This window comes from Halarsenatibacter silvermanii (genome assembly GCF_900103135.1).
Classification (GTDB): domain Bacteria; phylum Bacillota; class Halanaerobiia; order Halanaerobiales; family Halarsenatibacteraceae; genus Halarsenatibacter; species Halarsenatibacter silvermanii.
In genome coordinates this window covers 1-26,946 of the sequence record NZ_FNGO01000009.1, presented here as the reverse complement: position 1 = coordinate 26,946, position 26,946 = coordinate 1, and the positions used below count along the sequence as shown (strand labels likewise).

The window sequence follows — 26,946 nt, the reverse complement described above, 5'->3', positions numbered from 1 at the left end:
TCAGGGGAGGCAATTTGTATGATGCCGGAAAAACTTTCCCCGAACCTGCTATTTTATTTTTTCAGTTTTAAGATTAAGTACCTTCCTGCCAGCTGTTCATATATTCGATCTGTTCTTCGGTCAGGGGCTGATGGGCCATGCCCAGACTTTTCAGCTTCAGGGTGGCAATGCGTTTATCTATCTCTTCGGGCACTGAGTGGACTTCAGCATCCAGTTCTCCGGCCTGGCTGAGCAGCCATTCGGCCGAGAGCGCCTGTCCGGCAAAACTCATGTCCATAACGCTGGCGGGATGACCCTCGCCGGCGCAGAGGTTGACCAGCCGGCCTTCGGCTATTACATGGACGCTTTTGCCCGTATCAAGCTCAAACTCCACCGTGTGTTCGTTCACCCGGCTCTGATTTACAGCATTCTCTCTTACCCAGTCCAGGTTTATCTCCACGTTGAAATGTCCGGCGTTGGCCAGAATGGCCCCATCCGACATGGCAGCTATGTGTTCGCCGTCGATGACGTGCTTGTTGCCGGTGGCAGTGACGAAAATATCACCGATTTCGGCGGCCTCATCCATGGTGACAGCGTTAAATCCGTCCATCCCGGCTCTTAAAGCCCGCACAGGATCGCTTTCCACGACGTGAACCCTGGCTCCCAAGCCGTCGGCATCCCGCGCTACTCCTTCACCGCAGAAGCCGTAGCCAACAACCACAACATCCCGGCCTGCTAGCATGCGGTTGGTGGCTCTGAGAATTCCTGTTATGCTCGATTGCCCGGTGCCGTAATAATTATCGAAAAGATGTTTTATCTGACTGCCGTTTACATCCACGGCAGGAAAAGGCAGTTCTCCGGCCTGTGACATCGCTTTCAGCCGGTTGATACCGGTGGTCGTCTCCTCGCAGACACCGCAAAAACCTTCATAATCGGGGCCCTGATCTTCCATAAAGGTGGTGGTCATATCGCCGCCATCGTCTATTAGTACATCAGGTCCGTGCTCAAGAGTTTTCTCTATATTGCGGTAAAAACTCTCCTGAGATTCGCCGCGCTGGCCGTAGGTGGTGAGTCCTTTTTCGTTGAGATAGGCAGCAACATCGTCCTGAGTGCTGAGAGGATTGGAAGCACAGAGCCTGACTTCGGCGCCGCCGGCCGCCAGAGTTTCCATCAGGACGGCTGTTTCTGTGGTGATATGTAAACAGCAGGAGATTTTGCTGCCCTCAAGAGGCTTTTTCTGACTCCATTCCTGCTTGAGGCCGGTCAAAACAGGCATCTCCCGGCGGTCGAAGTCGATTCTGCTCGAACCCAGTTTGCTTTCTTTATCGCTCATATTTGATCATCCTTTCCGTTAAATTTGCTATATTTGATGTGCGTTTCAATTATATCAGAGGCAGCGAGAGGAGTAAAGAAAAGGAAAACCCGCCGGGAACGAATTCAACCTGCCGGCGGGTTTGTATTTATTCATATGCTGATATTTATCCTGCCAGTCTTTTTAGGCCTGGTCGGTGTTAAAAAGCAGGGGTCTGGATACAGCTGTGGGTATTTCAAGGCTGTCAGAAAGGCCATTAAGCCATTCCCCCACCTCCGTTCCCGCAAGCACCCAGTCTCCAGGTCTTGTTTCGACTATCAGGGGACTTTTTTCGCCTTCGGCCAGTCTTTCCAGTTCGGCTTCTCCTGCCAGCGAGAGAGCGTAAATCCGGTAACGGCAATCCGGCCGGGAATCGGAAAAAGTTAAAGTGAGAGAGACTTCCTCCTGAAATTCCCGGGGCAGTTCAATATGGGCTGTTACCCGCTCGATGTTTACTGCCTCCCGGCCGAGGCTGTCGACTATGCCGATGATTAGTCTGACCTCATCAGCTTTTAACTCCTTATCACCGCTTAACTCGACCTCAGCTTCTGCAGGCGGTTTTGTTTCGATTAGCTCACCGCCCAGCTTAAGCCAGAAGCTGCTGTCTGGATAAAGACCTGAAATTGTTGTCTCCAGATAGCCATCTTCAGCGGTCTCGGCGGGCAGGATCTGCCAGTCTGCCGCCGGGCTGCCTTCCTCTCCCCAGGCGAGCAGAATATCTTCACTGGCTGTGGTGGCTATTCCCAGAGTAACTTTTTCCGGTTTTTGCTCGATCAATTCGACGGCTGAGACATAGCCTGACAGCGGATCCTGCCATAATTTTTCCGTTTTATCTCCATTATCGGCCTCGTCCTCTTCGGAAATATAATCTTTCAGAAAGAGGTTGTAGCCGGTCAGGGGGCGTCCGACAGCTTTTTCCCGCCATTTCTTTTTTTCAGCAGGATTCAGGCGGCGGTAAGCTTCGGCTGCTTTTCGGAATTTCTTCTGCTGAAGGGTCAGTTCAGCAGCGGGCTGCGGGCGGGGAGGCTGCGGCTTTTTTCTGACGATATTGAGTCCGCGCCACTGCGAGAATATCAGCTCATCAGCGAATTTGCCCGAAGCCTGCAGAGAAAAAAGCGGACCGTTGACCAGAGCCATATCTGTATCCCCCTTTCTAAACGGTGCTGAAGTTGTAATCACCAGTTTCGCCGGCAATGATTATATCCTCGTAGGGATCCTCCCCGGAACCTGCCTGTTGTTCTTCCTGCACCAGGCGCAGGCTATAGCTCTGACCCGGCTCGAGATCTTCGATAACGAAGGAAGCCTCAGAATTTTCTTCCTCAAACTCCTCCGGACCTATCTCGATGGTTTCCACGAAGGCTCCACCTTCCAGACCCAGCTGAGCCCTGATTAGAGCAGGATAATGAACTCTCAGGTTGACCTCAACGCTGTCGGAATCTGTCGGGATGATATCGACTCCGCTGATCAGGTTGAAATCGCTTTCGCCTTCGGCGGTCATCGCCTGCATTGCTTTTTGCATGAACAGGTTAAAACCGGTAAGAGGTCGGCCGGCAGCCCGTTTTTTCCAGGCATTTCTGTCGGCGGCATTGAGATGGCGGTAAAGTTTTACAGCCTGTGAAAACTTCTCATTGATGGCTTCCTGTTCAGGAGTGGGGTCGCCTCCGGGAACTGCGTGGCGGCGGGCGACATTTATTCCATTCCATTTGTAAAATACAAGCGAGTCGGCGAATTTGCCCGAAGCTTCCATCGAGAAAAGAGGTCCGTTTACTTTTGGCATTTAGGTTTCTCTCCTTTTTGGTTTTTTGCGGCAGACGCGGGGCCTGCCGGATTTAAAATGTTTTTAAAGATCGGCACCGGCCGCGGGATTAAATATCTTAAACCCCTTTATCGAGGCTGAACATCCTGGCTATCTCCTCGGGAGTCGGCAGCATATCCTCAGCTCGATATTCAGCTTTGAGGCTCTCCCCCCGGCTGCAGATAGGACAGGCTGCTGCTGCCACTTCTTTCGGGCCGGCTGCTTCGATGAGACTTCTGTGTCCGCAATCCGTGCAGCTTACGATGTAGCTCACCGCTTTCACTCCTTTCCTTTCAGGATTGTGGTTAACTTCAGGGCCATTTTTGCAACTATTCTGAAAATTTTAATCCTGCGACAATCACCATCCTTTTTCATACCGGGTCACCTCCAGCTTTTTGAGATCAGCCGCGGTCGGACGGCGGTCCGCCTTCCGTGGTTTTTCCCGCCTGGTTTTCACTCTGAACTGCCACCAGAAGCGAGAGCGAATCCACTGACTCCTTGAGTCCACGGATCAGTTGTTCAAAGCGGACCAGCAGATAGACCGACATCACCATGGGGAAGCCGTGACTGCTGACCAGCGTGAGCAGCTCCTCCATGTTATTCCCTCCTCCCCGGTCGCCAATCTTTCTGGGGCTTACCCGCGGTGCGCCGATATGCAACTATTATAAAACTTTCAACTCTCTCTGACAAGGGCCTGCGTTAGCATCGAATGAACAGTTGAGATAAAATTTTTAAGAAATATCAAAAGGCCCGGCGCAAACCGGGCCCAAAAAATTCTGCTTTTTATTCTATTATGGTTGAAGTCGGCAGGTCATTCCATATTTTTTGTTTACTGCTGCATCTCCATCTCATCCGGCATTTCGGCTTCTATATCGAGCTCGTCCATTACGTCTTCGGTGATATTTTCAGGATTCAGCTCGTCCTCGCCGGTAATTACGCCTTCCTGATCGAGAACAACCTCATAGCCCAGATCCTGAGCGACTTCGTCGATATCCTCAGCAGCTTCGTCCATGGCCGATTCCATCAGGTCCTGCTGGAGCATTTCCAGGTCCTGCTGCATCTCCTGCTGCTGACCGGCTGCTTCTTCTTCGCCCATATCTTCGAGCTCAGCCATCATTTCCATCTGCTCTTCCTGCAGCTGCTGTTGAGCATCCTGGATGGCAGGATGAGCCATCAGAACTTCCTGCATATCAATAGTTGCTACATCTGCTTCTGCAGTCTGAGCCTGAACACCGAGTCCCAGGCTGGCTGTGAGTCCGATTGCGATGAGTGCTGCGATAAGTGTTTTTCTGATGTCGATAGTTAGCCTCCTTAAAGGTTGGATCAAAATATTGGAGCTTTTATAGTTTAAATTTTCACTCTGCCTTAGAGATAATGTCCTTGAGGCGGGACGAAACCCCCCTCCTCGGAGCCGCTCCTCAGAGGGGGTGTCCAGATCCCGCCTCAAAATTACGATAATCCTTAACAGAGGTCCTTAAATTCTGTACTTAACGAGGTATTTAACCGAGAACTATATCGAGTTCAGGAGCGTGATCTGCCTCGACTACCTCTTCTGCTACGATATTCTGCTGCAGGCCAAAGTCATCTTCTTCCATGTCATCTTCGAATTCGTCCTCTTCCGGCACACCACAGGCTGCTGCCCCAATAACCACCAGCGAAAGGACCAGAACCAGAGCCAGAACTTTAGCTGCTTTCATGATTAATACCTCCTGTATATGAGTTATTTTTTTATCCTCTTCACTACAAATTATAGCGTAAAAATGTGATAATTCTGTCCGAGAAGGGTAAAAGTTATGGCATATATAACGCATAAAAGTGAGAAAATGTGATAACAGCCGTCATTGCGGGAGCAGGTCGGTCCTGATATACTTGATGAAATAATTTGTGAGGGGGAATAATAAAATGGGCAGGAGGATCGCTATCGATCCAGGACACGGCGGCGGGGATGCGGGAGCGGTGGGGAAGAGGACAGAGGAAAAAAAGCTTAATCTTGAGCTTGGTGCAGAACTTTTTTCCCGGCTTTTGAGTCTGGGCCATGATCCTCTGCTGCTGAGAAGCGGCGATTACAATATGAAACTATCAAAAAGAGTCAAAAATGCCGGGGATTGGTCGGCCGATCTTTTTATTTCGCTGCATCACAACGGCTTTCACTGCGGAAGCGCCCGGGGCTGTGAGACCTTTTTTTATCCCGGCAGCAAAAAGGGAGAAAAACTGGCTGAAGAAATACAGACCGGGCTTATCCGACTCTGGGGGATGCCCGACCGGGGAATAAAAAAGAGCAAAAGACTTTATGTGCTGAGGAAAACTGCTATGCCGGCAGTGCTCGTCGAACCGCTTTTTGTGACCAATTCCTGCGATGAGGAAATTTTGCTCGGAGCTGATTATTTTTCCGAGACGGCCGGCTGTCTGGCTCAAAAGCTGCATTGTATTGATCTTTGAAGGAAGTTGTTTTGTTTGTGCTGATTGTAGTATTCTGTTATCATAAATTATGAAGATAATAATTTTTTTGTCATTTATTTTAGGCGCTGTTGTAATATCAAATATTCGAGGGGGGATTTTGATGAAAGAGATAGGCAGAGAAGAGGTTATCTTCGATTTTGAACCCGGACTTGAGGTGATCGAGAAGATAAAACCTGGAGAACAGGTCAGGGTCTCGGTGCGGGATGGATTTAACGAGGAGATAACCTCGCCCGAGGATACGCTGGATGATCTGGACTGGGATAAACTGGCTCCTGCCACCGGGCCTATCGGGATAACGGGAGCTGAGCCGGGAGATATCCTCAAGATCGATATCGAGAATATTGAGCTGGACGATCAGGGCGCTATGGTTACCATACCCGATGCGGGCTGTTATGGTGATATGCTGGAGGAGGCTACCACCCGCCTGATTCCGATCGAAGACGGTGAGGCTGTCTTTAACGAAGATATCCGCCTGGAAATCGATCCCATGATCGGTGTGCTGGGCACCATGCCGGCAGATGAGAGGATAGATACCGGCAATCCGGGCCGACACGGCGGCAATATGGACATCAAGAAATTGACCGCCGGCAGCTCGCTTTATCTGCCGGTTTTTGAAGAGTCAGGAAAAATTTCTCTGGGCGATATGCATGCTTTAATGGGTGATGGTGAGGTTTCCATCTGCGGGGTTGAGATAGGCGGCGAGATCACCCTGCGGTTGGAGCTCATCAAGGATAAAAGCCGCAGATGGCCCATGCTGAAGGATGAAGATTACTGGTATGCGATAACCTCGCATGAAGATCTCGAGAAAGCGATAGATCTGGGGCTGGAGGAGATCTACGATTTCCTGGAGGAGAGAATACCGCTTGAGCGTCCGGATATAGTTTCGCTTTTGAGCATAGCCGGCGAGGTCGAGATCTGTCAGCTGGTCAACCCCCGCAAAACCATCAGGGTGGGCATCAGCAGGGATAGCCTGGAAAATTATGAGGTGAGCTTCTAAATTTGCTGTTAAGCTAAAAAGAAGTGAAGTCGGCCGATGAAGAGGCCGGAATAAAGCTGAAAATTTAAACCGCAGAGGATATCGCTTCCGCCCCGGTCTCAGCCGGGGCTTTTTCTATGTAACTTTACTCTGCGGTCAAATCTCTGATTCCGCCGGGAACGATGCTGTATTCAGCTTTAAAAGAATAGCAGGCGGTGAGCCCTCTGCGGCCGAGATCCTGCCGGAATTTTTCCCGGTTTAGCTCTCCGGGCCGAAAAATCACTCCTGCGAATCTGCCGCTGTGAGCTATATTCACTCCCAAAGAACCCCGAGATAGAGCCAGTTCGATCAGATCTTCCAGCCCGGGATAATCGAGCCGGTCCTGCCAGCTTTCAGCGCTCACCAGGGCGGCTCGCCCCAAAAGTTCGGCTTTTTTCTCTTTTAAAGCTCTGTGCAAAAGCCAGAAGGCCCGGTCGATCTCCGGAGGAGTTTTCCGCCCCCGGCGGCCGGCTACAGTATCGATGCTGCCGGGCAGACCCAGGGCCAAAACCCTGAGATCATCCGCGAGGTTTTCCAGCCTCTGCCAGCCCGTGGCCCGGTTTTGTTCGAAGATGGTTATCTCCGGGAAGATAACGCTGTCGGTGGGCTCTACGGCCGTAAGGCGGCGGGCCAGCTCGCCCGGATACAGGCGGCGGCCGCTCAGGGCGGCCAGCCCGGCGCTCAATAGAGCTAGATCGGCCGTGCTGCTGCCCATCCCGCGGCTGAGCGGAATGCGGCATATATGCAGGATGCTGAAGCGCTCGGGCAGGCCGGCGCTGCCTCTCAGCGTTAAATGCTGGCGGTAGAGTTTTTTCAGCTTGGCGGGCAGCGGGCCGGCTGCCGCCCTGAGCTTCCTCCCAGGCCCGGCAGAGGGCAAAAGCTGATAATAATGGAGCCTGGGAGGATCGCCGGCCGCGCCTGCATTTCCCATCGGCCCGGGTTTTTGCGGCCGGTCGGCCGCCGCTCCGGCTTCATCGACCCCGGAAAGTTCGGCAAGACAGCCAGGACAGAAGATCATCCGGTTGTATATATCGACGGCATAGGAGGCCAGCTGTTCCCGTCCCCGGTGAATCCCCTGACATATCTCGCCCAGGCTTGCCGGCATGGCCAGGTCCACCGGCCGATCGATCGATCTCAAAGAATCTCTGAGGTTCAGCTCAGAAGCGGGAATCATGAATATTCTCCTCCGTTCTCGGATTCGCCCACAGCAGAGGTGAGGGCGGCGATCAGTTTATCGTTAGCCTGGCGCGATTTTACCGCCACCCGGAAGTAACTTTCGTCCAGACCGCTAAAGCTGTCCGCCTCCCTGATCAAAAGTCCCCGCTGACGCATTCTCTCGTTCAGCTTTTTCGCCGTGAACTGCTCATGTCTGATTTTGAGCAGTAAAAAGTTGGCCCGGCCCGGGAATAGCTCAAAATGGGTGATCTGCTCCAGCCGGCTGCGGAGATATTCCTGCTCCCGGGCAAGCCAGCGCTGGGATCGTTTTTGAAAATCACCCTGGCTCTTTTGTCCGTAGATGATCCGGCCGGCCGCGCAGGCCAGAGCATTTACCGACCAGGTTATCTGATGCCGGCGCATTCTGGCGGCCAGCTCCGGCGTGGTAAGAGCATAACCGAGCCTGAGTCCGGGCAGAGCATAAAATTTGGTGGCCGAGCGCAGCACCACCAGCCTGTCGTGTTCGGGCAGCCATTCTGTCAGCGTTTCCTCCTCATCTTCGGGCAGAAAATCCAGAAAGGATTCATCGGAGATGATCAGCCTGTCCCGGGGCAGCTCGCGGTCCAGCTTCTGGCGGGGAATGAGCTCACCGGCAGGATTGTTCGGCCGGCAGAGAAAGACTGCTGCGGTCCGGTTCAGCTTCCGGCGCAGTGATTTTAGCGGCAGCCGAAATCCCTTTCCAGGGTCACGCAGCACCCGTTCTATCCTGCCTTCGTTTATATCCAGCACATGAGCATACTCCGAGAAAGTCGGTTCTGGAATCACAGCTGAACTGTCGGCTAAAAGTCGACCCACCAGATAGATGAGCTCGATGGCCCCGTTGCCGACCACCACTCCCTCCGGCTCGATATCGTGTTTTTCCGCCAGCATTTCTCTCAGCCGGCGGTACTCTCTGTCCGGATAGCGGGTGATCTGCTGCCAGTCGGAGTTGAAAACCTTCTCCAGAGCCTGAGGAGGCCCCAGGGGATTTATATTGCTGCTGAAATCGATCAGATCCCTCTCATATTTATAGATGTCGCCGCCGTGCCTTATATTCATTATCGGTTTGCCTCCTGATAGTCAGATTGCAATTTTTCCTGCTCTCAGCCGGCCCTATCAGCTCAAAAACGGGGTGGCAGCCAAAAAACGACCGATAGAGCCCGCTGCCAGCACAAAGAGTATTTCGGTTATGTAGATAAGCTTTACCGCCCGCCGGAGCGAGGCCGGAGTACAGGGGCGGTTGCTTTCGCCCAGATAGGGTTTTTCCACCAGCTCGCCGAAATAATAATCGGGGCCGCCCAGCCTGACTTTAAGAGCCCCTGCCATAGCCGCCTCGGGATAACCCGCATTGGGACTGGAGGTTTTGCGGGCATCTTTGCGCAGGGTGGTGAGGCTTTTCTGGGCGCTATAACCGGGCATGAGCGAGGCGATCACCAGCACAATCGCCGTCATCCGGGCCGGCGGCCAGGAAGCCAGATCGTCGATTTTGGCCGCTGCCCGTCCCAGCTTTATATAGCGGCTGTTTTTGTAGCCCAGCATTGAATCGAGCGTATCTATGGCTTTGTAGAGTATGACACCGGTGGGCCCGAAAATCTGCCCGTAAAAAAGAGGAGCTATGACGGCATCATTGAGATTTTCGGCTACTGTTTCGATTCCGGCCCTGCTCAGATCTTCCTCATTCATCCGCTCAGCATCACGGGTTATGAGCATATCGGCCCGCTCACGGGCTTCCTCCAGCCGGCCTTCGGCCAGACTTTCTGCCAGTTTTCGTCCTTCCCGGGCCAATGATCCGGCGGCCAGGCCAGTATAATATATGTAAAGAGCGAAAAAGGCTCCCAGCAGCGGATGGAGGGCCAGGGTGATCCGCACAAGAAAGTAGGTGAGACCACCCGCAGCGATAAGGGTAGCTGCTGTTATAAATAAGCCGGCGGGAATACTCCTCTCTAAAGGTCCTTCCTCCACCAGCTTTTTTTCAAGCCATTCAATCAGCCTGCCTATCAAGACCACAGGATGAGTAAAAGGTTCTCGGTCGGCCAAAAACCAGTCCAGTATTACTGCTGCCAGAATCAATAAAAATCTGATGATTAGGGGATGCAAAAAGCTCACCTGCCCTTAATATCGCTGCCGAACTTCAGCCGGCGAGCGGAAAATTACTTTTTCTTCATCATATCATATCAGCGATAGCAAGTACAAAACTCAGAGGAGGAGGATTTCCTGGATAAACTGATTGACAGGCCCGAAATACTATGCTATAATCAGTAATAGTTTCTGATAATGAGATAATAAATGAAACAACAAAACAACAGGAGGAATTTAAAATGGATTTCTACGATGATTTACAGGTCTATCTTTCCAATCTGGCAGTACTTAATTCCAAGCTTCACAATTTGCACTGGAATGTTGTAGGTCCTAGATTCGTCCAGCTGCATGAGTTCACGGAAGAAGTTTACGAAGAATTTTTCGTTTATTACGATGAAATCGCTGAAATATTAAAAATGAAAGGCGAAATGCCGCTGGTTAAACTGGAAGATTATGCAGACAAAGCTACTGTTGAAGAACTTGAAGCGCGCGAATTTGATCATGATGAAGTTATAGAAATAGTGCTGGAAGACTTGAGGGAGATGAAATCACTGGCTGTAGAGATCCGAGAAAAAGCAGATGAGGCCGACGAATTTGATGTTGTGGGCGAAATGGAAGAACAGGCAGATTATTACAATCTGAAAATTTGGTTCCTGGAGAGCATGCTCGCCGGGTAAACCGAATTCAAGAATAACAAAACCCCTGTGCTAAAACAAAATGATACCGGCTATATAAACTTCAATCAGCCCCCTGACGGGGGCTTTTTTATTTCTCAAAAATTTATTTTGCTTTCCAGTCGACCACATAAAAATAACCGAAAACTAAACTTGAGCGGAGGGGATAAAAAGCAATAAAGTGAAAATTTTATCAAAGTTGATTTTATTTTCAAAATATATTATACTTAAAACCGGAAAATATAAGAACATTTCCATTTTCAAACATAATTCACAGGCTTAAACCGTCAAATAAAAAGCATAAGAAGATAAGCCCGGTGATTTGAAACCTGCGCTTTCTGTTTTAAAATTGATCCTGTCCGGTTTCTGATTCCGGGCTATTGCTGCGTTTAAGCCAGCAAAGGAGGTGAGCTGCAGGGAAAACAATTGCATAAAAGCCGGAATATTAAGAGTATGTGGAAAAGCCGCAATAATAAAAAATTAAAATAATAACTAAAACAGGAGGGTTGGTATATGGCGGATGAAGAGAAGTTTCAGTTAGAACCGGAAGTTGATGAGGTGACCAGTATCGATTTTAGGCTGGGATCTTTCGGATCAGCCATCCCCATGCTTTTCTTTATCGTCTGGGCTATCATAGCCAGCATGACCGAGGTTGTTACCACCAACGGTCTTTCGCTGGGAGCTGTTATCGGCTTAATTGTAGGAATGGTGCTCTGCAAACAGGACGGTCATACCTATGCCCAGGCTGTAATGGAAGGTTTTACTCAAACGATAGGTGCTGTGGCTATAGTTGCCTGGTTTTTTGCCGGTATGTTTTCGGAGGTTTTGCAGGCCGGCGGTCTGGTCGAAGGTCTGATCTGGCTGGCTGAACTCGCCGGCGCGGAGGGCGCTATTTTTACCACATTGACCTTCATTCTGGCCGCTATTTTCTGTTCGGCTGTGGGAACCGGTTATGGCACGGCAGTAGCCTTTGGTACGCTGATGTATCCAGCCGGCATTGCAGTTGGAGCGCATCCAGTTATTCTGGGTGGTGCCATTCTCAGCGGCGCTGCCTTTGACGATAAGCTGGCACCTATATCCGATACCACCATCGTCTCGGCGGCAACACAGAATACTGATGTCCCTGGAGTTGTCCGCTATCGTTTTAAATACGTAATAATAGCTGCTATACCTGTTATATTTCTCTATCTGTGGTTGGGCGGAGCTCCGGACGCAGCTGCTGTAGGCGAGGGAGCGGAGATAGTTGCTGAATACGCCGATCCTGCCGGACTCTGGCTTTTAATACCCTTTGCCGTGGTGCTGTTTGTAGCTTTTAGCGGGTATCATCTCATCGTATCTTTGAGCTGGGGCATCGCTGTCGGTTTTATATTGAACCTCATATTAGGCCTGGCTCCGCTCAGTGATCTGGTACACTTTGATTTTGAAGAACTGACCATGTCGGGAGCTTTGATCGATGGAATTGCCGGATATGTTGAGTACGCTATACTGGTCATGCTGATAGTGTCCATGGGTCATCTGATACAGCTCAGCGGTGCCATGCACGATATTATGGTATTCGCCCGCAGCAATATCAAGGGCATGCTCTGGCGCGTGGAGCTTTCCTATTGGGCTGTCGTTGCCGCCATGAACACAGTTATCACCATCAACACCGCCGCCGAGGTGGCAGCTGCTCCCTTTGTAAGAGAACTGGGTGAGTCCTATGGAATTCACCCTTACCGGCGGGCTGCCTTTTTGGACGGGCCGACATCTTCTCTCGGTTATGTCTTCCCCTGGAGCGGCGGTCTGCTTTTGCTGGTAACGACCATCGAAGCTCAGGCAGCTGAATATGCTTTTGTCGATCCGGTGCTGCCGACTCAGCTTACTCCCTTCGTATTTTACGGTTTTGCCCTGCTTTTGGTCCTTTTGATCTCCGGCCTTACCGGCTGGGACAGAAAGTTTGAAGGACCCGAGGGCGAGCTCAGCGATAAACCTCATAAGGGACTTTTGGTTGAAGACAGTGATATAGAAGAATAATATCTTAATATATTCGCCAGAGAGATCGAAGCCTTAAAGAATGAAAATGCAAAAAACGGGCAGCTTTCCCTTTTAAAGGCAAAAAGGGAAGCTGCCCGTTTTCACTTCTCGATGCCCGGTCGGGCCGAAACTCCCTCATCGAAATAATGTTTTATCTTTTCCATGCTGGTGACCAGGTCGGCGCTTTCGATCAGCTCCGGCGGCGCCCCACCCCCGGTCACAACCGCTTCCACACCTCTGTCCCTTTCTGCCAGAATTTCCAGCAGCTCGTCCAGCGTAAAAAGCTCATATTTTAGTGCTATGGTGGCCTCATCCAGTACTACCAGCCCGTATTTGCCGCTTTTTAAAGCTCTGGCTGTCTCTTTTAAGCCCCTGCGGGCCAGCTCTAAATCCCGAGCCTGCGGTTTTCCCCGGATAAAACCTTTCTGTCCGTACTGCCTGAGCTCCAGATTCTCCATATCTTCCAGTATCTCCAGCTCGCTGTAACGTCTGCCCTTGATAAACTGGGCGAAAAAAACCCTGAGCCCTGCTCCCAGAGCTCTTATCGTTATCCCGATGGCAGCAGTGGTCTTGCCCTTGCCGCTGCCTGTATATACATGCACCATGCCCGGTTTTTTTTCTCTGTTTTCAGCCCTGCTTTCGTTCAATTTCTATTCCTCCTCCTGCCTGATTCACCGGCGGTATATCAAAGCTGCCAGTCCCGGCCGAGAATCGAGATTTTATCCTCGGTCTTTTTTATCACCTCTTCTTTGAGCGAGGCCGTCTCCTCGCGCAGTCTGTAGGCGCGGCTGCCGGCCTTTTCGACAAATTTTTCATCCTCTATCGATTCCAGATTGGTCATAATATTATAGAAAGCGGTTTCAGCTGCTGCGTGGGCGGCCAGACCGGCCGCGGCTGCATCGGCCACCGCATTGGGATTGCCTTTTTCGACGATCTCGACGGCGAGTTCGGCGATCTCCGATGTCAGATCGAGCATCTCCAGCGGTGAATTGGAGGCTTTTTTTAGGGCAGCCTCTATCTCGCGCCGCCGCTGCCGCCGCTTTTTTTCGCTGCTCCGGGGAAGTCGATGAGCCTCCATCACCCGATTAAAACAGTCGGCGTCCTCCTCGATCAGCTCCAGGCATTTCAGCTTTTTGGCTTCCAGAATATCCTCCAGGCTTTCCAGCTCCGGGCTTCGGGCTGTAACCCGGACAACCATCAAAAGCAGAGAAGCGGCCAGCGCCCCTCCGACAGCGGCAGCGCTGCCTCCGCCCGGAGTCGGATTTTTAGAAGCCAGCATCTCAGAAAAATCCTCCAGCGAATAATCTTTATAATTCACGCAGAGACACCTCCGATCCGCTAAATGTTTTTTCTCGTTTTTTTGTCAGCCGCTAAAATCTGAAACAGGCCCAACGGCCGAGGACAAGCCCGATTCGTTTTCTGGCAGATCCTCGTAACGAGCGGGACTCAAATCGGTGATATCCTCCGGCTGCCACTCCTGGCAGAAATCTAGCAGTTTTTTTAAAGAGAGGGGCCTGCTGATATAATAGCCCTGAACGCAGTCGCAGTCCATTCCCTTCAGCAGCTTGAGATCTTCCCGGTTTTCAACCCCTTCGGCTACGACACTGCTGCCCAGTTCATGACCAAGGGTGATGGCAGTATTTACTATCTCATAGATGCGCCTTTCGGCGGCCATATCGCTGACAAAAGAGCGGTCTATCTTGAGATAGTTGAAATTCAAATTCTTGAGATAGGATAGCGAGGAATGACCGGAACCGAAGTCATCCAGCGAAAACTGATAACCGCGCTCGAGCAGTCGGTTGATAATATTTCGTCCCCGGGTCTTTTCCCGCATGAGATCAGTTTCGGTGAGTTCAAGGTCGAACCTTTCGGGTGAAAGGCCTACTTCTTTCAAAGCGTAATCAACGTCCTGTAAAAAAGTTTCTTCGAGCAGGTTGTTGGGCGATATGTTGACGGCCATATTTAAATCTATACCCTCTTTTTCCAGAAACAGAAGATGTTCGGAAGCCCGGGAGACCACCCAGAAGCTGAGCTGATTTATGAGAGCCGTCTTCTCCACCCGCGGAATGAACTCCCCGGGCGGCACTATCTCGCCCGAGGGTCGAACCCAGCGGATTAGAGCTTCTACAGAGATAATTCTGCCGGTTTCAAGATCTATTTTGGGCTGATAGTTTAGCTTAAACTGGTTTTTTTCCAGAGCGTTTTTCACATCGCCCAGCAGATGCAGCCGGGCCGAACTATCCCGGGCTTCCTGCCCGGTGAGAATGATGGGTTTGCCGGCCTGCTCCCGGGAGCGGCGCAGGGCTATGTAGGCGTTTTTGAGCAGTTTTTCTCCGGTTTCTATCTCACATTCCTCGCGTTTTTGGCTGTAGCAGGCAGCTCCCAGAGATATATTGAGAAAAAGAGGTATCTCGTCAAAATAAAGTGTCTGTTGGGAGAGATCTTCGATTTCGACACTCAAAGACTTTAGCTGCTTTTTGCTGGTGACGCTGAGTATCACAGCCAGCTTATCCTCGTATATATCATATATTTCAAAGAGGTCATCCTGTTTTTTCGCAGGTTCGGCTTTCTGTTGAATATTTCGACGCAGAGTTTCAGCAGCTTTTCTGCGGAAACTGCCGGCCTTTTCATGACCTATGCTGCTTACGATTTCGGGATAATTATCTATTTCGATCAGCAGCAGCTGCATCCTGGAAGCGCTAACCATAAGCTTTTCCAGTCTGTCGAGCAGGTAAGCTCGGTTGGGCAGTCCAGAATCGGGATTGTAGAAGGAGCTTTTTCTCAGATTTTTAATGCGGTGATCAAAAGATTTTAAAACGGCCCCGGTCAAAAATCCCAGCAGAGTGATGGTTGAAGAGGCGAAAAACCAGAGAGAACCCGAGGGAAAGAGAACAGGTAATCCTGCGGGAGATAACTGCGGATGAAAGGCCAGCAGCAGCAGAGCTGCCGCAGCTCCTGCCAGAAGTCCTCCCCTGATCTTGAAGAAAAAACCTGTCAGCATTACGGGAAAGATCAGGATAAAGCTCAATAATGAGCTCTGTCCGGCAAAGCGAATGAGTAAAAATAATGCTGTTAAAAAACTCAAACCGATTATTATCAGGGCCAGCAGCCGGTTTTTATCCTCCCGGTAAGAGCTGAGGCTATAAAGTGCTCTTTCGTACCAGCCTGCCGTTTCTATATCTGGCTGAGCCCGCATATCGTCAAAACTCATGCAGTCTATTTCCTCCTTTTGAGGCTGCAGTCTAACTTCCGAATTTTTATTGTGTTAAAAGACTGAGTTGGCCGCGCTTATTGAAACTAAAATCCCGGCGGTGTAGAGGCGTTTGACCGCGGCGGCTTACTTCCCGGCGATGGGCGGGAGTTCCATAACCCCTGTGTTCTGCAAAGGCGTAGCCGGGAAAATTTTCAGCCAGCCTATCCATCTTTCGATCGCGGCAGACCTTGGCCAGAATAGAGGCGGCAGCTATCGAATAAACACATCCGTCTCCGCCGGCTACTCCTTCTATCGGAAAATCCAGCTCAGGCAATTCCGGGTGACCATCGACAAGCAGGCGTTCTGGTTCGGGGGTTAAACCGTCGGCAGCTCTGAACATGGCCAGCGAGGTGGCAGAGGTGATGCCCAGGTTGTCTATCTCGCTCACCCCGGCCTCGCCTGTATTCCAGGCCAGAGCTTCTTCTTTCAGCCGGCGAGCCAGTTCCTCACGGCGGCCCGGCGTCAGCTTTTTACAGTCATCTACCCCCGTTATCCGGCTGCCCGCCGGCAGAATTATGGCGCCAGCCATCACCGGGCCTGCCAGGGCGCCGCAGCCGGCCTCGTCCAGCCCGGCTATCAATTTAATTCCCTGTTCCCGCAGCTCATTCTCATATTTTTTCAGCTGGTTCAGATGCCTGCGCCGGCGCTTTTGTTTCTGGCGGCGGCGATTATGTGATTGCAGCAGCTTTTTACTGCCCCGGCGGTCATCAGCTTCGAGACGGCGGCGGACTGGTTCGGGAATATGCTGCCGCCCCTGCAGATAATCCCTGATTTCGGCCAGGGTCATGGAGGATATGTCGAGATTACAATCCAGCCGGAGCTGCTCTCCCATCGCAGGCTGACCTCCTTTTAAGATTTGCCCATCACAACCCGATATGATATTCCTATTATTTCAGTTTGCTATTATAATCATTGTATCATATGTTCTACAGCTGACAAAGCTGTCGCAAAAACTTTTTTCATTTTCCAGCTTAAAACCCTGGATCTTCTTTCTTCATCATCTATCCACTGATAAAAAGAAGACTCAAGACCCTTATCCGTTCTGACTGTTCCATTTTTTTTTGACTAGTGGCAGAAATCTGGTATAATTATTGATGAGGAAAAAACAAAAATTTGAACCCGTCCGCCCCGTCAAAATCGTCCCCCTTTTACATACGAATAATGATAAACTTCCTTATGCTTCCGGGTTTTTTGATGCCTGGGTGCTTTTGCAGGGGGGGATAAAAAATGATGTGTCCCAGATGCGGCAGCGAATCCGTTCAGGAGAATGCTGCTGCCTGCGATGACAGCAGCCTCAGCTGCAAGATTTGCGAGAAATGCGGTCATCGCTGGCAGGGCAGTGACTGGTTCGGATGTCTTTTCGAGGAGAAAACGGAGGAGCAGAAAAGAGATAGCGATAAACCGCGCAAATCTCAACGAAGATAAGTGCCGATGATTTTGAGCAGCAGTTTCAGAACGTCCATCCATATATGCAGCTGGAGATAGCCATGATATCGGATTATGCCCTGGAAGCGAATTTCGAACAGACCGCCAGCAATCACCTGTGCATCGTAGAAAAACTCGGCGAAAGGGATATCGAGAGCAGCCGCCAGCCTTTTGAGGCCGGCATTATTTATTTTGCCGGAGCGGATTACGTGGCCACCCGCAGCATTATAATCATCTCTGCCGAGAGATTATATATCCATCTCCAGGACTTCCCGCATGACATGCTGGACCCTTTGCAGATCCTCGGTAAGCCCCTCGACAGCATTGGCCTGCTCGTCGGTTATCTCGCTGGTTTCGCCGGCGGCTGAGTGAATTTCGTCCATCTTTTTTCTCATCTCAACCATGGTTTTCTCGATCTCCGCGATCGATTCTTTGGAGTTTTCGGAGAGCTCTCTAATCTCCTCGGCCACCACATTGAAGCCGGCGCCCTCCTGACCTAACCGGGCGGCTTCTATGGAGGCATTGAGCCCGAGAATCGTCGTTTTATCGGCTATCTTTTTAACAGCATTATAAATATCCTCGGTTCTATCGAGACTTTCTTCCACTTCTTCCAGCAGTTCTTCAGTATTTTTGGCCTGCGATGAGATCTCCTGGGAGCTGGCGGTGAGCTCCTGAGCCGAGGCGGATATGCTTTCTATCCTATCGAAAGCATCGTTGAATTTTTCGGTCCTTTTCTGAGAGAATTCTTCCAGCTGGTATTGGTGAGACCAGACCTCGCTCAGGGAGGAAAGAACCAGCTGCATTATGTTGGCTGCGGCTCTTACCTGACTTACCTCCACCCGGGGCACATTCTCAAATTTTTCTTCCATCCGCTCCGGGTCGAGATTTAACTCCCGGGCTATGCTGCGTATTTCTTCTTTAGTAGGAGGGTCCTCGGGAACGATCTGTCCACCTTTGACATTGCAGACATGTTCGCCTGCTATCTCGATCGGTATGGAAAAATCATAAAGCCCGGCGTGGCACTCATATACCTGTGCTTCTCCTCTTTTCCGGGCTTTTTTTCCTCCTCTGCGTCCTGACTCCTCGCAGCGCCTTTCTCCCTCTGCGCTGGAGCGCATCAGCTGACAGAAATCGGTAAAGCCGCTGGGCTCGGTAAGCTTATTGCCCTCGACATCGGAGGTGAGGGTGGCTATACCCAGGGCTTTGACGAATTCATCCTGCAGTTCCTGCACAAAATCCAGGTCCAGAACTTCCTCGATAATGATCTCTTCAGAATCGTTAAATCTTTCGCCTGTCATTTCACTATTACCTCCAGAGATTAGGGTCTTCTCCATATCACCGGCTTTTTCGGAGAAAACCCTTATTTTACTGGTATCTTTCCGGTTCGTCATTTAATTCAATATTGAATAATCTTCTCCTGCAGGAACCCTGAATAGATGTTAACTCCTTCAGTAGTTATTTATTAATTACGCTCCGCATCCTATAATGTTCGAAAGGCCTCGGGCCGGGAAACTTACCGGCGTCATATTTCCCGGCCGCCGGGCGATAGGATATTTTGTTTTGAGTTGTTTTAGGTTCGCCGGAAGCTTTTTCGGACCGGGGACGTAATTTTTAAAAAACTTTTCCAGCTGCTGCAGATTACTATATCGGAAGTCGAACCCTTATTTTGATAAGATCTGGAGGGATTGTAAATTGGTTTTGAAATCTGAGTCCGATCTGGCCGATCTTTTGGGAGAGAGGTGGGTTGTAAATAAACCGGAAGTGGTCAAAAAATACGGAGAAGAGCACGTCAATACCTGTTATGAGCTGGTTGCTCCCGAGCCAGCGGAGGACTGTCTTTTGGTTAAGCCCGGTTCTGCCCGGGAGGTGGCGGAGGTTCTGGAGTACGCGGGAGAAAATTCTCTGCCGGTTTTTCCCCGGGGAGGAGGAACCGGGCTGGCGGCCAATGCTGTGCCCGACCGTCCCGGGCTGATTCTGGCCCTGGAAAGGCTCAACGATAAGATCGAGGTGGATGAGACCAACCTCACCGTGACCTGCGGAGCTGCGGTCACGCTGGGAGATTTGCTGGCCGAGCTCGAAGATCACGAAAGCCTCTATTTCCCCCTTCATCCCGGTGATGAGGGCGCTCAAATCGGCGGCATGGCTGCCAGCAACGCCGGCGGCGTGAGGGCTGTTAAAGACGGTATCATGCGCGATCAGATAAGAGGATTGAAAGCGGTGCTGCCCACCGGTGAGCTCGCCACCTTCGGCAATCCCGACGGCACCCTCATCAAGAACAATGCCGGATATGATCTGATGAACTTGATGATAGGCAGCCAGGGCACGCTGTCGGTCATAGTAGAAGTTACCTTAGAGCTAAAGCCGCGTCCCCAGCAAAGCGCCACTCTCGTCATCCCTTTCGACGAAAAGGAGGAAGCTTTTGCCGCCGTGCCGGACTTTTTGCAGGAGGGGCATATTCCTATGGCAGTCGAATATGTCGACCGCGGTCAGATAATGGCCACAGCCGATGATCTGGGCAAAAGCTGGCCTGCCGATGAAGGTGAAGGCGATCTGATGATAATGCTGACCGGCGCTGCTGAAGAGGATATCTACGAGCTGGCCGCGGCCATAGAGGGAATCTGCCGGGAGCGGGGGGCTTTGAACTGTTATATAGCCGAGACCGCCCGGGAACAGCGGGATTTGCTGGAGGTGAGAAGTCATATTTTGCCGGCTGTCGAGGAGGATGTGCTCGACGGCATAGATATAACGGTGCCGCGCAGCAGGCTGGCTGAAGCCATGCGGGGAATAGAAAATATCTCCAGCGAGTACGGGGTGGATATACCTATGCTGGCTCATGCTGCCGACGGCAATTTGCATCCTTTTTTGATGCATGAGGGCGATGATCCCGAAAAGATCCCCGACTATTATGAAGATCTAAAACATGATCTTTACGATCTGACCCTGGAGCTGGGCGGGACTGTGACCGGCGAACACGGGGTGGGAAGCATGCGCAAAGAGGAGCTGGCCCGACAGTATTCAGAGCGGGAAATCGAGCTGATGCGGAGGATAAAGCGGGCGATCGATCCGCAGGGAATTTTGAATCCGGGCAAGATATTTCCGGATCGGGTTTGCTAAGCCTGCAAAGAGATCGTTTCCCCCATCCCGTTAAAAATTTGGAGGAGGTGGTAGATGGCGGATGTCGGACTGGCCTGGATTTCGGAAACTCTAAAAGAGAACAGAAGGAGAAAAAGCTGCATAACCTGAAAGCAAAATAATAGAGAGAAAAAATCAAAAATCGGAGGAATAAAAAGTGACAAAAACCAGAAATATAGCTCTGATCATGGCTGTCAGTCTGCTGATTATGACCTTTGCCACAACGTCTGTACTCGGGGCCGAGGTTACCCTGAGAATATCGAATGCCGGACCGGCCGATGAAGAGGATAGAACCTATATAGCCAACGATACCTTCAAGCAGATCGTGGAATCGGGCACCGACGGACGGGTTGAAGTCGAGACCTATCACGCGGCTGAACTGGCCGACGAGCGCGAAACATATGAGGGTATGATGCTGGGCACCATCGAGATGGGTACCCTGACGACCGGTCCACTGCCGGGATTTTTTGAGGAAATTCTGGTTCTCGATATACCCTATCTCTTCGAATCGGCGCCGGTGGCCTGGGAGGTCATGAGCGGCTCCTTCGGCGATACCATAAACGAGATGATGAGAGAGGAGACCGGCATCATCCCCCTGGCCTGGGCAGATCACGGCTTCAGACATTTCACCAACGATGTGAGAGCTATCGAAAAACCGGCCGATATGGAAGGGCTTACCATCAGAACGATGGAAAATCAGGCCCATATGAATATGGTCGAAGCGCTGGGCGCTGATCCCACCCCCATGGCCTTTGGCGAGCTCTATACCGGTCTGGAGCAGGGCATAGTCGACGGACAGGAAACACCGATAACCCTGATTAAAAATATGGGATTTTACGAAGTCCAGGATCATCTGGTGCTGAGCGAACACGTTTATAACTTTCTGGGACTTTTTATCAGCGAGGATATCTATAATAACTTGAGCGAGCAGGATCAGCAGGTGGTCAGAGAAGCAGCTCAGATCTGGGAGAAAGTTCATACAGGTTACAGCCGGGTGCAGATAGAAAGAGGAGTAGAAGAGCTTAAAGAAGAGGGCATGCAGGTGGTCGAACCCTCGCCTGAAGTTCTGGACGAATTCCAGGAAGTCACCCAGCAGTCGGTAATAGATTTCATCGAAGATGAGATAGGAGAAGAGCTGGTCGAAGAGCTCATGGAAGCTGTCGAAGAAGCTGAAGAACAGATTTAGAAAAGCAGGGGAGAAGAAAGCTGAGCTGCGGGCTTATGACCCGCAGCCGGTTTTCCGCCTCGAAAAAAGATGATCACACACAAATAGCAGGCAGAAACTGGGGGAAGAAAAGAGTGCTCCAATCAATATTTGAGGTATATTCCGCATTTATTGATGGTTTAAATTTGCTGCTCAAAGGAGCTATCATATTAATATTAACTGCTCTTTTGGTCGTGATGCTGATGCAGGTCTTTTTCAGATATGTGCTTTTTTCCTCGCTGCCCTGGTCGGAAGAGGTGGCGAGATTTTTATTGATCTGGCTGGTTATGCTGGCTTCAGCCTACGGTTTTTCACTGGGAGAACATATAAAAATAGAGTTTTTCAAGAAAAAGTTTATCGACAATGAAGTCCTGACATCTATATTCAATATCGTCATATATATTATTCTGCTCTTCATGCTGTCTCTAATGGTTTATTACGGTTATGATCTGGCTGCCAGCATTTCCTTTCAAAGCTCACCGGCGCTCAGAATATCGATGTTCTGGCCGACTCTGGCCCTGCCGCTGGGCGGAGCTTTTATGATGCTGCAGACCATCAAACTGCTTCTGGCCGAGTTTTTAAATCTTTTAGACAGCGGCGGCAGAACAGAGCAGGGCTCTGCCGGTGAAACAGGATGATCGGGGGAGTGATAAGTCCATGGCTGTAATGGCGATACTGCTTTTTTTATTGACCATGCTGATAGGTCTGCCGATAGCCTTTGCGCTGGGTCTTTCCTCGGTCTTTGTGGCTGTCAGTCAGGAATATCAGCTGCTGCAGTGGGCTCAGAGGATCTATTCCGGGCTCGATTCTTTCACCCTGCTGGCGGTTCCCTTTTTCGTTCTGGCTGGCAATATTATGAACACCGGCGGTATAACTGAAAGATTGGTCGATTTTGCCCAGTACGCTGTGGGCCGAATATCAGGGGGGCTGGCCCAGACCAATATCCTGGTCAGTATGCTTTTTGCCGGCATATCGGGAGCGGCGGTGGCCGATACCTCGGCAATAGGTTCGGTCCTGATCCCGGCGATGGAAAAAGAGGGCTATGACAGCGATTTCAGCGCCGCCATCACGGTGGCCTCCTCCTCCGCGGGCCCGATAATTCCGCCCAGCATTCTCATGGTTCTCTATGGGGTCAGCACCGGTACCAGCATCGGCGCCCTTTTTCTGGCGGGCATGGTGCCGGGCATACTGCTGGGAGTCGGGCTGATGATAGTGACCTATCTCTATGCCCGCAGGAGGAATTATCCCCGCCTGGAGATTGATTTTGAGCTGAAGGTTTTTCTGCGAAAATTTAAAGATGTGCTGATCCCCCTTCTGGCCCCGGTTATTATAGTGGGCGGCATAGTCGGCGGGATATTCACCCCCACCGAAGCTGCTTCGGTGGCTGTGCTCTACGCGTTGATAGTCACACTCTTTATATATCGAGAGCTTGAGCTGGCCGATCTTCCCGGGGTTTTTCTATCCTCCGGGCTTTTGAGCGGCGTGATACTGCTGATCATCGGCTTTGCCAATACTGTGGCCTGGATAATATCCATGGAACAGGTAGGTGTGACGGTAGCCGGCAGCATTCAGGCTTTCACCGATAACACCCTGCTGTTTTTGCTGCTGATAAACCTATTTCTGCTCTTTATCGGTATGTTCATGGAGGCGGGGGCGGCGATCATTATCCTGGCTCCCATTTTGTCCCCTCTGGCTCAGCAGTACGGTATCCATCCGCTCCACTTCGGATTTGTGATGGTGCTCAATCTGACCATAGCGCTCTCGACTCCGCCCATAGGTATCTGTCTTTTTGTGGGCAGCAAGATTAGCGGGGTGGATGTAAAAAGATTGAGCATCGCCATCTTACCCTTTCTTATGCTTTTGATCGGAGTGCTGCTTTTGGTGACCTATGTGCCGGCGATATCGATGTGGGTACCTGAGATCTTCGGCTATTATCCATAAAGACAGAACACAGCATTTTTTTGAAATGTGCTCGCAGTTTTTATCTCGTAAAAATATCTATCTGTCAGGAGTGATTATATGCGGGAAAGCGAAAGATTGAGCCAGATTCCTCTGGCGGGGATCAGAGAGGTGTTCGAAAAGGCCAAAGAACTGGAAGCCGGGGGGCGCGATATCGTGCACCTGGAGATCGGCCGGCCCGATTTTGATACCCCCGAAGCTATAAAAGAGGCGGCCTCGACAGCTCTTGATAGGGGTTTTGTGCATTATACCTCCAATTTCGGCATCGATGAGCTGCGGCAGGCTGTGGCCGATAAACTGAAAAAAGAGAACGGGATAGACCTCAGCTATGAAGGGATTATAATCACCGGAGGAGCCAGCATGGCCCTGGCCACGGCTATCTTCGGGCTGCTCGATCCGGGCGATGAAATATTGATCCCCACCCCGGCCTATCCGGCCTATCGCAAACAGGCCCGGCTGGCGGAGGCCCATCCGGTGCCGGTGCCGCTAAAATATGAGAGCGGCTTCAGTCTGGAGGTAGAGGAGCTGGAGCGTCGCAGCGGTGAGAATACTAAAATGCTGGTGCTCAATTCGCCTCATAATCCGACCGGCACTGCATTGAGCCGGGAGAATCTCGAGCGGATAGCGGAATTCGCCCGGCGCCAGGATATCTATGTGCTGGCCGATGAATGTTATGAAAAGATACTCTTCGGCCGAACAGAGCACCACAGCATAGCCAGTCTGCCGGGCATGCAGGAGAGAACTCTGACCGTCAACAGCACCTCCAAAAGCTATGCCATGACGGGCTGGCGAGTTGGTTTTATCGCCGGTCCTCCGCAGATCATAAGCTCGCTGATCAAGGTGCCACAGAACATCTCAATCTGTGCCACCTCCTTTGCTCAGATCGGGGCTTTGCGGGCCTACCGTAAAAACGATGAAGAGCTCATCGGTGATATGATCGAGGAGATAAACCGGCGCCGCCAGCTGGTGGTCGAGGCTTTAAACCGGATCGACCTGCTGGAATTCATTCCCCCGGGTGGGGCTCTTTACGTCTTTCCCCGGATAACCGATACCGAACTGGACTCGCAGCAGGTCAGCGATTATCTGCTGGAAGAGGCCGGAGTTGCAGTCACCCCCGGCGATGATTTCGGGCGGGCCGGCAGAGGTTTTATCAGAATCGCCCTGACCACCGACTTTGACCGGCTGCAGATGGCCATGGACAGGATAGGTTCGGCTCTGGATAAGTGGAGCTGAGATTTTTATGTGAGCTTCTTCCATCGACCTGCTTTCATTGTTTTTTCGACGTTTTTTATTCGACGATGCGCGCATCGCGGGCCGAGATATATTCTTCGGGATAATGGATCAGGCCCTCGACGTTTTCGCGGGCGGCGTTGAGCTGTACCTCGCTGTGCAGAAATATCCAGGGAGCTTCCTGCCAGATGAGCTGGTTGGCATCGGCGTAAACATTCTCCCGCTCTGCCGGATCCGAGACCAGACGGGCTTTTTCCAGCAGTTCATCCAGCTCTTCGTTCTCATAATAGGAGAAGGCGTTGCCCGCTGGCGGCCACTGGGAGGAATGAAAAAGTGAATAGAGGCTGTAATCAGCATCGCCGGTGCCGGAAGAAAAGCCCAGCAGATACATGTCGTGTTCGGCCTCTTTGGGTGGTTGGGATATCGTCTCCAGCAGGGTGGTCCATTCCATGGTGATCAATTCCACTTCCACACCTATTTCGGCCAGCTGGCTCTGGATCGCCTGAGCTATGATCTCATCCTCCATATAGCGGCCGACGGGATGATAGAGATTGGCAGAAAATCCATCCTCGTAGCCGACTTCGGCCAGCATCTCCTCGGCCCGATCAGGGTCATGACTGTAAATATCCTCCTCGGAATGGCCGAAGACCGAAGTAGCGATAGGAGCCTGAGAGGGAATCCCTACTCCGTTCAAAAGCTGACTTACTATCGCTTCGCTGTCGACTGCGTAATTTAAAGCCCGGCGGACCTGAGGATCATCGAAGGGCTCGCGCTGGGTGTTAAATCCTGTGAACATGGTGCGCATGCTGGGAATTTCCACAACTTCTACTTTCTCCAGCTCGACCAGCCTGTCCCTGTCCTGGGGTGGCACACCCATGATGGCATCGGCTTCGCCTGTCTCCACCATGATGACGCGGGCTGAATCCTCGGGCACGATTTCGAAATTCAGCCTTTCCAGCTCGGGAATCTCACCCCGATAATTTTCATTTCTCTCCAGAATGATTTCCTCTCCCGGCGACCATTCGGAGAAGACAAAGGGTCCGGTTCCGACAGGGTTCGAGCTGATGTCTTCGCCGTATTCCTCCAGGGCCGCGGGGCTGTTCATGGCTATGGCCTGATTGGCCAGATTGGTTATTAAGGGGGCGAAAGGCTCTTCGGTGCGGAGTCTTAGGCGATAATCATCCATTATCTCTATTTCATCGAGCCTGTCGATCAAAAAAGCATTTGGTCCCTCTTCCTCGATAATTCTCTCCAGGTTGTATTTGACGGCCCCGGCATCGAAATAGGTGCCGTCGTGAAATTCGATGCCCTCCCTGAGCGTTATCTCGTATTCCTGCCCTTCTTCCAGCACCTGATAATCTCTGGCCAGAAGCGGTTCGATCTCACCCTCCGGAGTCCGCTCGAAAAGAGCTTCCTGCACATGCAGGCTGACCATATTGGCGGGAGAGGTAACAGCTTCGGCGGGATCGAGCGTGTCGGGATCGACGCCGAAGGCTATGGTCAACTCCTGCTCGGCCGCCTCCGCTGTCGGCGCTGTCTGCGGCAGGGAAGGGTTGAATAAAAGGGCGGCTGCCAGAATCAAAAACCCCAGAATTAAAAAAGATCTGCCAATATCATTTTTCCTTTTGGTTCTGCCTGAATTGAATGGACTGGACATAATATAGCTCCTCCTTTTCATCTTTTTGATTTTTTCTGCCTTTTTGACATTCTCAAACCTGCGTTTTACTTCAAAAAAATTACAGCGAAATTTAATATAATCACCATCATGGTCTCAGCAGGCCATTTCAAACCGAACGCTGCACTTAGGTTTTGCCTGTTATTCATTTCAAGATTTTTGCGCGAAGGCCTTTTTCTTTCGTTAAAATTACCGTACTATCAAGAGTTGAAAATTGTGCAAAAGCCCTGGATAAAAACGAAGATTCGATAATTTTTTATGAAATGAGATCCGTGAATTATACTTCCAGAGAGATTATGGGACTGGAAAAAGGAGGAAAAGAAAAGTTCTTATAGAAGTATGATTTAAGAGTTAAATTATTGTCGTCGACTGGCAGTAGTGCAAAAACCCCGGAGGTCGACGACATGCGTTAATTATTCATATGCCAGCTATTAGCCTGATTCGGGGGTGAAAAATCACCGCTGAATTAAAAAGTTTAACTGACTAAAGGATGCTGAAGTGCCGGGAA

The 26,946-nt window shown here is 51.0% G+C and carries 27 protein-coding genes; 11 read left to right on the top strand and 16 right to left on the bottom strand.

Annotated elements, in window-relative coordinates; genetic code table 11:
• Positions 1–73: 73 nt before the first annotated feature.
• From BLT15_RS06165 to BLT15_RS06135, 7 genes are all read right to left on the bottom strand, one after another.
• Positions 74–1,312: an adenosylhomocysteinase gene (locus BLT15_RS06165; protein WP_089759769.1), complete on the bottom strand. Its 1,239-nt coding sequence runs from the start codon at positions 1,310–1,312 to the stop codon at positions 74–76.
• Between the two features lie 162 nt (positions 1,313–1,474).
• Positions 1,475–2,467, bottom strand: coding sequence for a DUF2254 domain-containing protein (locus tag BLT15_RS06160; RefSeq protein WP_089759766.1), 993 nt, complete (start codon positions 2,465–2,467; stop codon positions 1,475–1,477).
• 16 nt (positions 2,468–2,483) lie between these two features.
• Positions 2,484–3,107 carry a hypothetical protein gene (locus BLT15_RS06155; protein WP_089759764.1) on the bottom strand — a complete coding sequence of 208 codons (624 nt, stop codon included), beginning with the start codon at positions 3,105–3,107 and terminating at the stop codon, positions 2,484–2,486.
• Positions 3,108–3,204: 97 nt separating this feature from the next.
• Positions 3,205–3,399: a hypothetical protein gene (locus BLT15_RS06150; RefSeq protein WP_089759762.1), complete on the bottom strand. Its 195-nt coding sequence runs from the start codon at positions 3,397–3,399 to the stop codon at positions 3,205–3,207.
• 127 nt (positions 3,400–3,526) lie between these two features.
• Positions 3,527–3,721 (bottom strand): YvrJ family protein, encoded by a 195-nt coding sequence (locus BLT15_RS06145; protein WP_089759760.1) that lies wholly within the window; start codon positions 3,719–3,721, stop codon positions 3,527–3,529.
• Positions 3,722–3,954: 233 nt separating this feature from the next.
• Positions 3,955–4,452, bottom strand: coding sequence for an OmpH/Skp family outer membrane protein (locus BLT15_RS06140; protein ID WP_143423029.1), 498 nt, complete (start codon positions 4,450–4,452; stop codon positions 3,955–3,957).
• Between the two features lie 172 nt (positions 4,453–4,624).
• Positions 4,625–4,822 (bottom strand): hypothetical protein, encoded by a 198-nt coding sequence (locus BLT15_RS06135; RefSeq protein ID WP_089759757.1) that lies wholly within the window; start codon positions 4,820–4,822, stop codon positions 4,625–4,627.
• A gap of 205 nt (positions 4,823–5,027) precedes the next feature.
• On the opposite strand from BLT15_RS06135, the gene BLT15_RS06130 reads away from it, so the two are divergent.
• Entirely contained in the window at positions 5,028–5,564 is a 537-nt protein-coding gene (locus tag BLT15_RS06130; protein ID WP_089759754.1) for an N-acetylmuramoyl-L-alanine amidase family protein, read from the top strand.
• Positions 5,565–5,685: 121 nt separating this feature from the next.
• A complete protein-coding gene (locus BLT15_RS06125) occupies positions 5,686–6,582 on the top strand; it encodes an acetamidase/formamidase family protein (protein ID WP_159429840.1) in 897 nt (298 codons plus the stop codon).
• 124 nt (positions 6,583–6,706) lie between these two features.
• On the opposite strand, the gene BLT15_RS06120 is transcribed toward BLT15_RS06125, so the two are convergent.
• Genes BLT15_RS06120 through cbiB form a run of 3 tightly spaced genes read right to left on the bottom strand, consistent with a single transcriptional unit; the run spans position 6,707 to position 9,900 of the window.
• On the bottom strand, positions 6,707–7,774 hold the full coding sequence (locus BLT15_RS06120) for a GHMP family kinase ATP-binding protein (protein WP_089759750.1): 1,068 nt from the start codon (positions 7,772–7,774) through the stop codon (positions 6,707–6,709).
• Complete coding sequence (gene cobD / locus BLT15_RS06115) at positions 7,771–8,853, bottom strand: threonine-phosphate decarboxylase CobD (RefSeq protein WP_089759747.1); 1,083 nt, start codon at positions 8,851–8,853, stop codon at positions 7,771–7,773. The genes BLT15_RS06120 and cobD overlap by 4 nt, the downstream gene beginning before the upstream one ends.
• Before the next feature lie 57 nt (positions 8,854–8,910).
• A complete protein-coding gene (gene cbiB / locus BLT15_RS06110) occupies positions 8,911–9,900 on the bottom strand; it encodes an adenosylcobinamide-phosphate synthase CbiB (protein ID WP_089759745.1) in 990 nt (329 codons plus the stop codon).
• A gap of 212 nt (positions 9,901–10,112) precedes the next feature.
• Between cbiB and BLT15_RS06105 the strand changes: the two genes are divergently transcribed.
• Together BLT15_RS06105 and BLT15_RS06100 are read left to right on the top strand one after the other, a co-directional pair.
• The gene (locus BLT15_RS06105; RefSeq protein WP_089759742.1) at positions 10,113–10,550 is read left to right on the top strand and encodes a Dps family protein; all 438 of its coding nucleotides are present in this window, start codon (positions 10,113–10,115) and stop codon (positions 10,548–10,550) included.
• Between the two features lie 510 nt (positions 10,551–11,060).
• A complete protein-coding gene (locus BLT15_RS06100; protein ID WP_089759740.1) occupies positions 11,061–12,560 on the top strand; it encodes a Na+/H+ antiporter NhaC family protein in 1,500 nt (499 codons plus the stop codon).
• Positions 12,561–12,661: 101 nt separating this feature from the next.
• Here the strand turns inward: BLT15_RS06100 and BLT15_RS06095 are convergent, their stop codons facing one another.
• From BLT15_RS06095 to BLT15_RS06080, 4 genes are read right to left on the bottom strand one after another with little or no spacing between them, the layout of a single operon-like run.
• Positions 12,662–13,207 (bottom strand): cob(I)yrinic acid a,c-diamide adenosyltransferase, encoded by a 546-nt coding sequence (locus tag BLT15_RS06095; protein WP_234985527.1) that lies wholly within the window; start codon positions 13,205–13,207, stop codon positions 12,662–12,664.
• Between the two features lie 38 nt (positions 13,208–13,245).
• A complete protein-coding gene (locus BLT15_RS06090) occupies positions 13,246–13,878 on the bottom strand; it encodes a cyclodeaminase/cyclohydrolase family protein (protein WP_089759738.1) in 633 nt (210 codons plus the stop codon).
• A 45-nt stretch (positions 13,879–13,923) separates the two neighbouring features.
• Positions 13,924–15,771: a putative bifunctional diguanylate cyclase/phosphodiesterase gene (locus BLT15_RS06085; protein ID WP_089759736.1), complete on the bottom strand. Its 1,848-nt coding sequence runs from the start codon at positions 15,769–15,771 to the stop codon at positions 13,924–13,926.
• 46 nt (positions 15,772–15,817) lie between these two features.
• The gene (locus BLT15_RS06080) at positions 15,818–16,645 is read right to left on the bottom strand and encodes a ribonuclease HII (protein WP_089759733.1); all 828 of its coding nucleotides are present in this window, start codon (positions 16,643–16,645) and stop codon (positions 15,818–15,820) included.
• A 395-nt stretch (positions 16,646–17,040) separates the two neighbouring features.
• Here BLT15_RS06080 and BLT15_RS06075 point away from each other — a divergent pair, with 395 nt between their 5' ends.
• Both BLT15_RS06075 and BLT15_RS13075 read left to right on the top strand, forming a co-directional pair.
• Entirely contained in the window at positions 17,041–17,238 is a 198-nt protein-coding gene (locus BLT15_RS06075) for a hypothetical protein (RefSeq protein WP_089759730.1), read from the top strand.
• A gap of 44 nt (positions 17,239–17,282) precedes the next feature.
• Positions 17,283–17,606, top strand: coding sequence for a hypothetical protein (locus BLT15_RS13075; protein ID WP_143423028.1), 324 nt, complete (start codon positions 17,283–17,285; stop codon positions 17,604–17,606).
• On the opposite strand, the gene BLT15_RS06070 is transcribed toward BLT15_RS13075, so the two are convergent.
• Positions 17,487–18,629 (bottom strand): PocR ligand-binding domain-containing protein, encoded by a 1,143-nt coding sequence (locus BLT15_RS06070; protein WP_089759729.1) that lies wholly within the window; start codon positions 18,627–18,629, stop codon positions 17,487–17,489. The genes BLT15_RS13075 and BLT15_RS06070 overlap by 120 nt on opposite strands.
• 301 nt (positions 18,630–18,930) lie before the next feature.
• On the opposite strand from BLT15_RS06070, the gene BLT15_RS06065 reads away from it, so the two are divergent.
• The 5 genes from BLT15_RS06065 (at position 18,931) to BLT15_RS06045 (ending at position 24,766) form a co-directional block, all read left to right on the top strand.
• Complete coding sequence (locus tag BLT15_RS06065; protein ID WP_089759724.1) at positions 18,931–20,352, top strand: FAD-binding oxidoreductase; 1,422 nt, start codon at positions 18,931–18,933, stop codon at positions 20,350–20,352.
• A gap of 175 nt (positions 20,353–20,527) precedes the next feature.
• The gene (locus BLT15_RS06060) at positions 20,528–21,556 is read left to right on the top strand and encodes a DctP family TRAP transporter solute-binding subunit (RefSeq protein WP_089759722.1); all 1,029 of its coding nucleotides are present in this window, start codon (positions 20,528–20,530) and stop codon (positions 21,554–21,556) included.
• A 35-nt stretch (positions 21,557–21,591) separates the two neighbouring features.
• Positions 21,592–22,212: a TRAP transporter small permease gene (locus BLT15_RS06055; RefSeq protein WP_089759720.1), complete on the top strand. Its 621-nt coding sequence runs from the start codon at positions 21,592–21,594 to the stop codon at positions 22,210–22,212.
• Complete coding sequence (locus BLT15_RS06050) at positions 22,199–23,515, top strand: TRAP transporter large permease (protein WP_200769708.1); 1,317 nt, start codon at positions 22,199–22,201, stop codon at positions 23,513–23,515. Before BLT15_RS06055 ends, BLT15_RS06050 begins: the two co-directional genes overlap by 14 nt.
• 78 nt (positions 23,516–23,593) lie before the next feature.
• A complete protein-coding gene (locus BLT15_RS06045) occupies positions 23,594–24,766 on the top strand; it encodes a pyridoxal phosphate-dependent aminotransferase (protein ID WP_089759718.1) in 1,173 nt (390 codons plus the stop codon).
• 55 nt (positions 24,767–24,821) lie between these two features.
• Here BLT15_RS06045 and BLT15_RS06040 read toward each other — a convergent pair whose 3' ends face one another.
• Positions 24,822–26,420 carry an ABC transporter substrate-binding protein gene (locus BLT15_RS06040; RefSeq protein ID WP_089759716.1) on the bottom strand — a complete coding sequence of 533 codons (1,599 nt, stop codon included), beginning with the start codon at positions 26,418–26,420 and terminating at the stop codon, positions 24,822–24,824.
• Positions 26,421–26,946 lie beyond the last annotated feature (526 nt).

Bases quoted from the DNA above. Each gene is read 5' to 3' on its own strand.
- BLT15_RS06040 (WP_089759716.1), bottom strand. From the start codon at position 26,420: ATGTCCAGTCCATTCAATTCAGGCAGAACCAAAAGGAAAAATGATATT.
- BLT15_RS06125 (WP_159429840.1), top strand. From the start codon at position 5,686: ATGAAAGAGATAGGCAGAGAAGAGGTTATCTTCGATTTTGAACCCGGA.
- BLT15_RS06105 (WP_089759742.1), top strand. From the start codon at position 10,113: ATGGATTTCTACGATGATTTACAGGTCTATCTTTCCAATCTGGCAGTA.
- BLT15_RS06070 (WP_089759729.1), bottom strand. From the start codon at position 18,629: ATGACGAACCGGAAAGATACCAGTAAAATAAGGGTTTTCTCCGAAAAA.
- BLT15_RS06080 (WP_089759733.1), bottom strand. From the start codon at position 16,645: ATGGGAGAGCAGCTCCGGCTGGATTGTAATCTCGACATATCCTCCATG.
- BLT15_RS13075 (WP_143423028.1), top strand. From the start codon at position 17,283: ATGCAGCTGGAGATAGCCATGATATCGGATTATGCCCTGGAAGCGAAT.
- BLT15_RS06100 (WP_089759740.1), top strand. From the start codon at position 11,061: ATGGCGGATGAAGAGAAGTTTCAGTTAGAACCGGAAGTTGATGAGGTG.
- BLT15_RS06155 (WP_089759764.1), bottom strand. From the start codon at position 3,107: ATGCCAAAAGTAAACGGACCTCTTTTCTCGATGGAAGCTTCGGGCAAA.
- BLT15_RS06085 (WP_089759736.1), bottom strand. From the start codon at position 15,771: ATGAGTTTTGACGATATGCGGGCTCAGCCAGATATAGAAACGGCAGGC.
- BLT15_RS06045 (WP_089759718.1), top strand. From the start codon at position 23,594: ATGCGGGAAAGCGAAAGATTGAGCCAGATTCCTCTGGCGGGGATCAGA.
- BLT15_RS06055 (WP_089759720.1), top strand. From the start codon at position 21,592: ATGACCCGCAGCCGGTTTTCCGCCTCGAAAAAAGATGATCACACACAA.
- cobD (WP_089759747.1), bottom strand. From the start codon at position 8,853: ATGAATATAAGGCACGGCGGCGACATCTATAAATATGAGAGGGATCTG.
- BLT15_RS06160 (WP_089759766.1), bottom strand. From the start codon at position 2,467: ATGGCTCTGGTCAACGGTCCGCTTTTTTCTCTGCAGGCTTCGGGCAAA.
- BLT15_RS06130 (WP_089759754.1), top strand. From the start codon at position 5,028: ATGGGCAGGAGGATCGCTATCGATCCAGGACACGGCGGCGGGGATGCG.
- BLT15_RS06120 (WP_089759750.1), bottom strand. From the start codon at position 7,774: ATGATTCCCGCTTCTGAGCTGAACCTCAGAGATTCTTTGAGATCGATC.
- BLT15_RS06135 (WP_089759757.1), bottom strand. From the start codon at position 4,822: ATGAAAGCAGCTAAAGTTCTGGCTCTGGTTCTGGTCCTTTCGCTGGTG.
- BLT15_RS06075 (WP_089759730.1), top strand. From the start codon at position 17,041: ATGATGTGTCCCAGATGCGGCAGCGAATCCGTTCAGGAGAATGCTGCT.
- BLT15_RS06165 (WP_089759769.1), bottom strand. From the start codon at position 1,312: ATGAGCGATAAAGAAAGCAAACTGGGTTCGAGCAGAATCGACTTCGAC.
- BLT15_RS06145 (WP_089759760.1), bottom strand. From the start codon at position 3,721: ATGGAGGAGCTGCTCACGCTGGTCAGCAGTCACGGCTTCCCCATGGTG.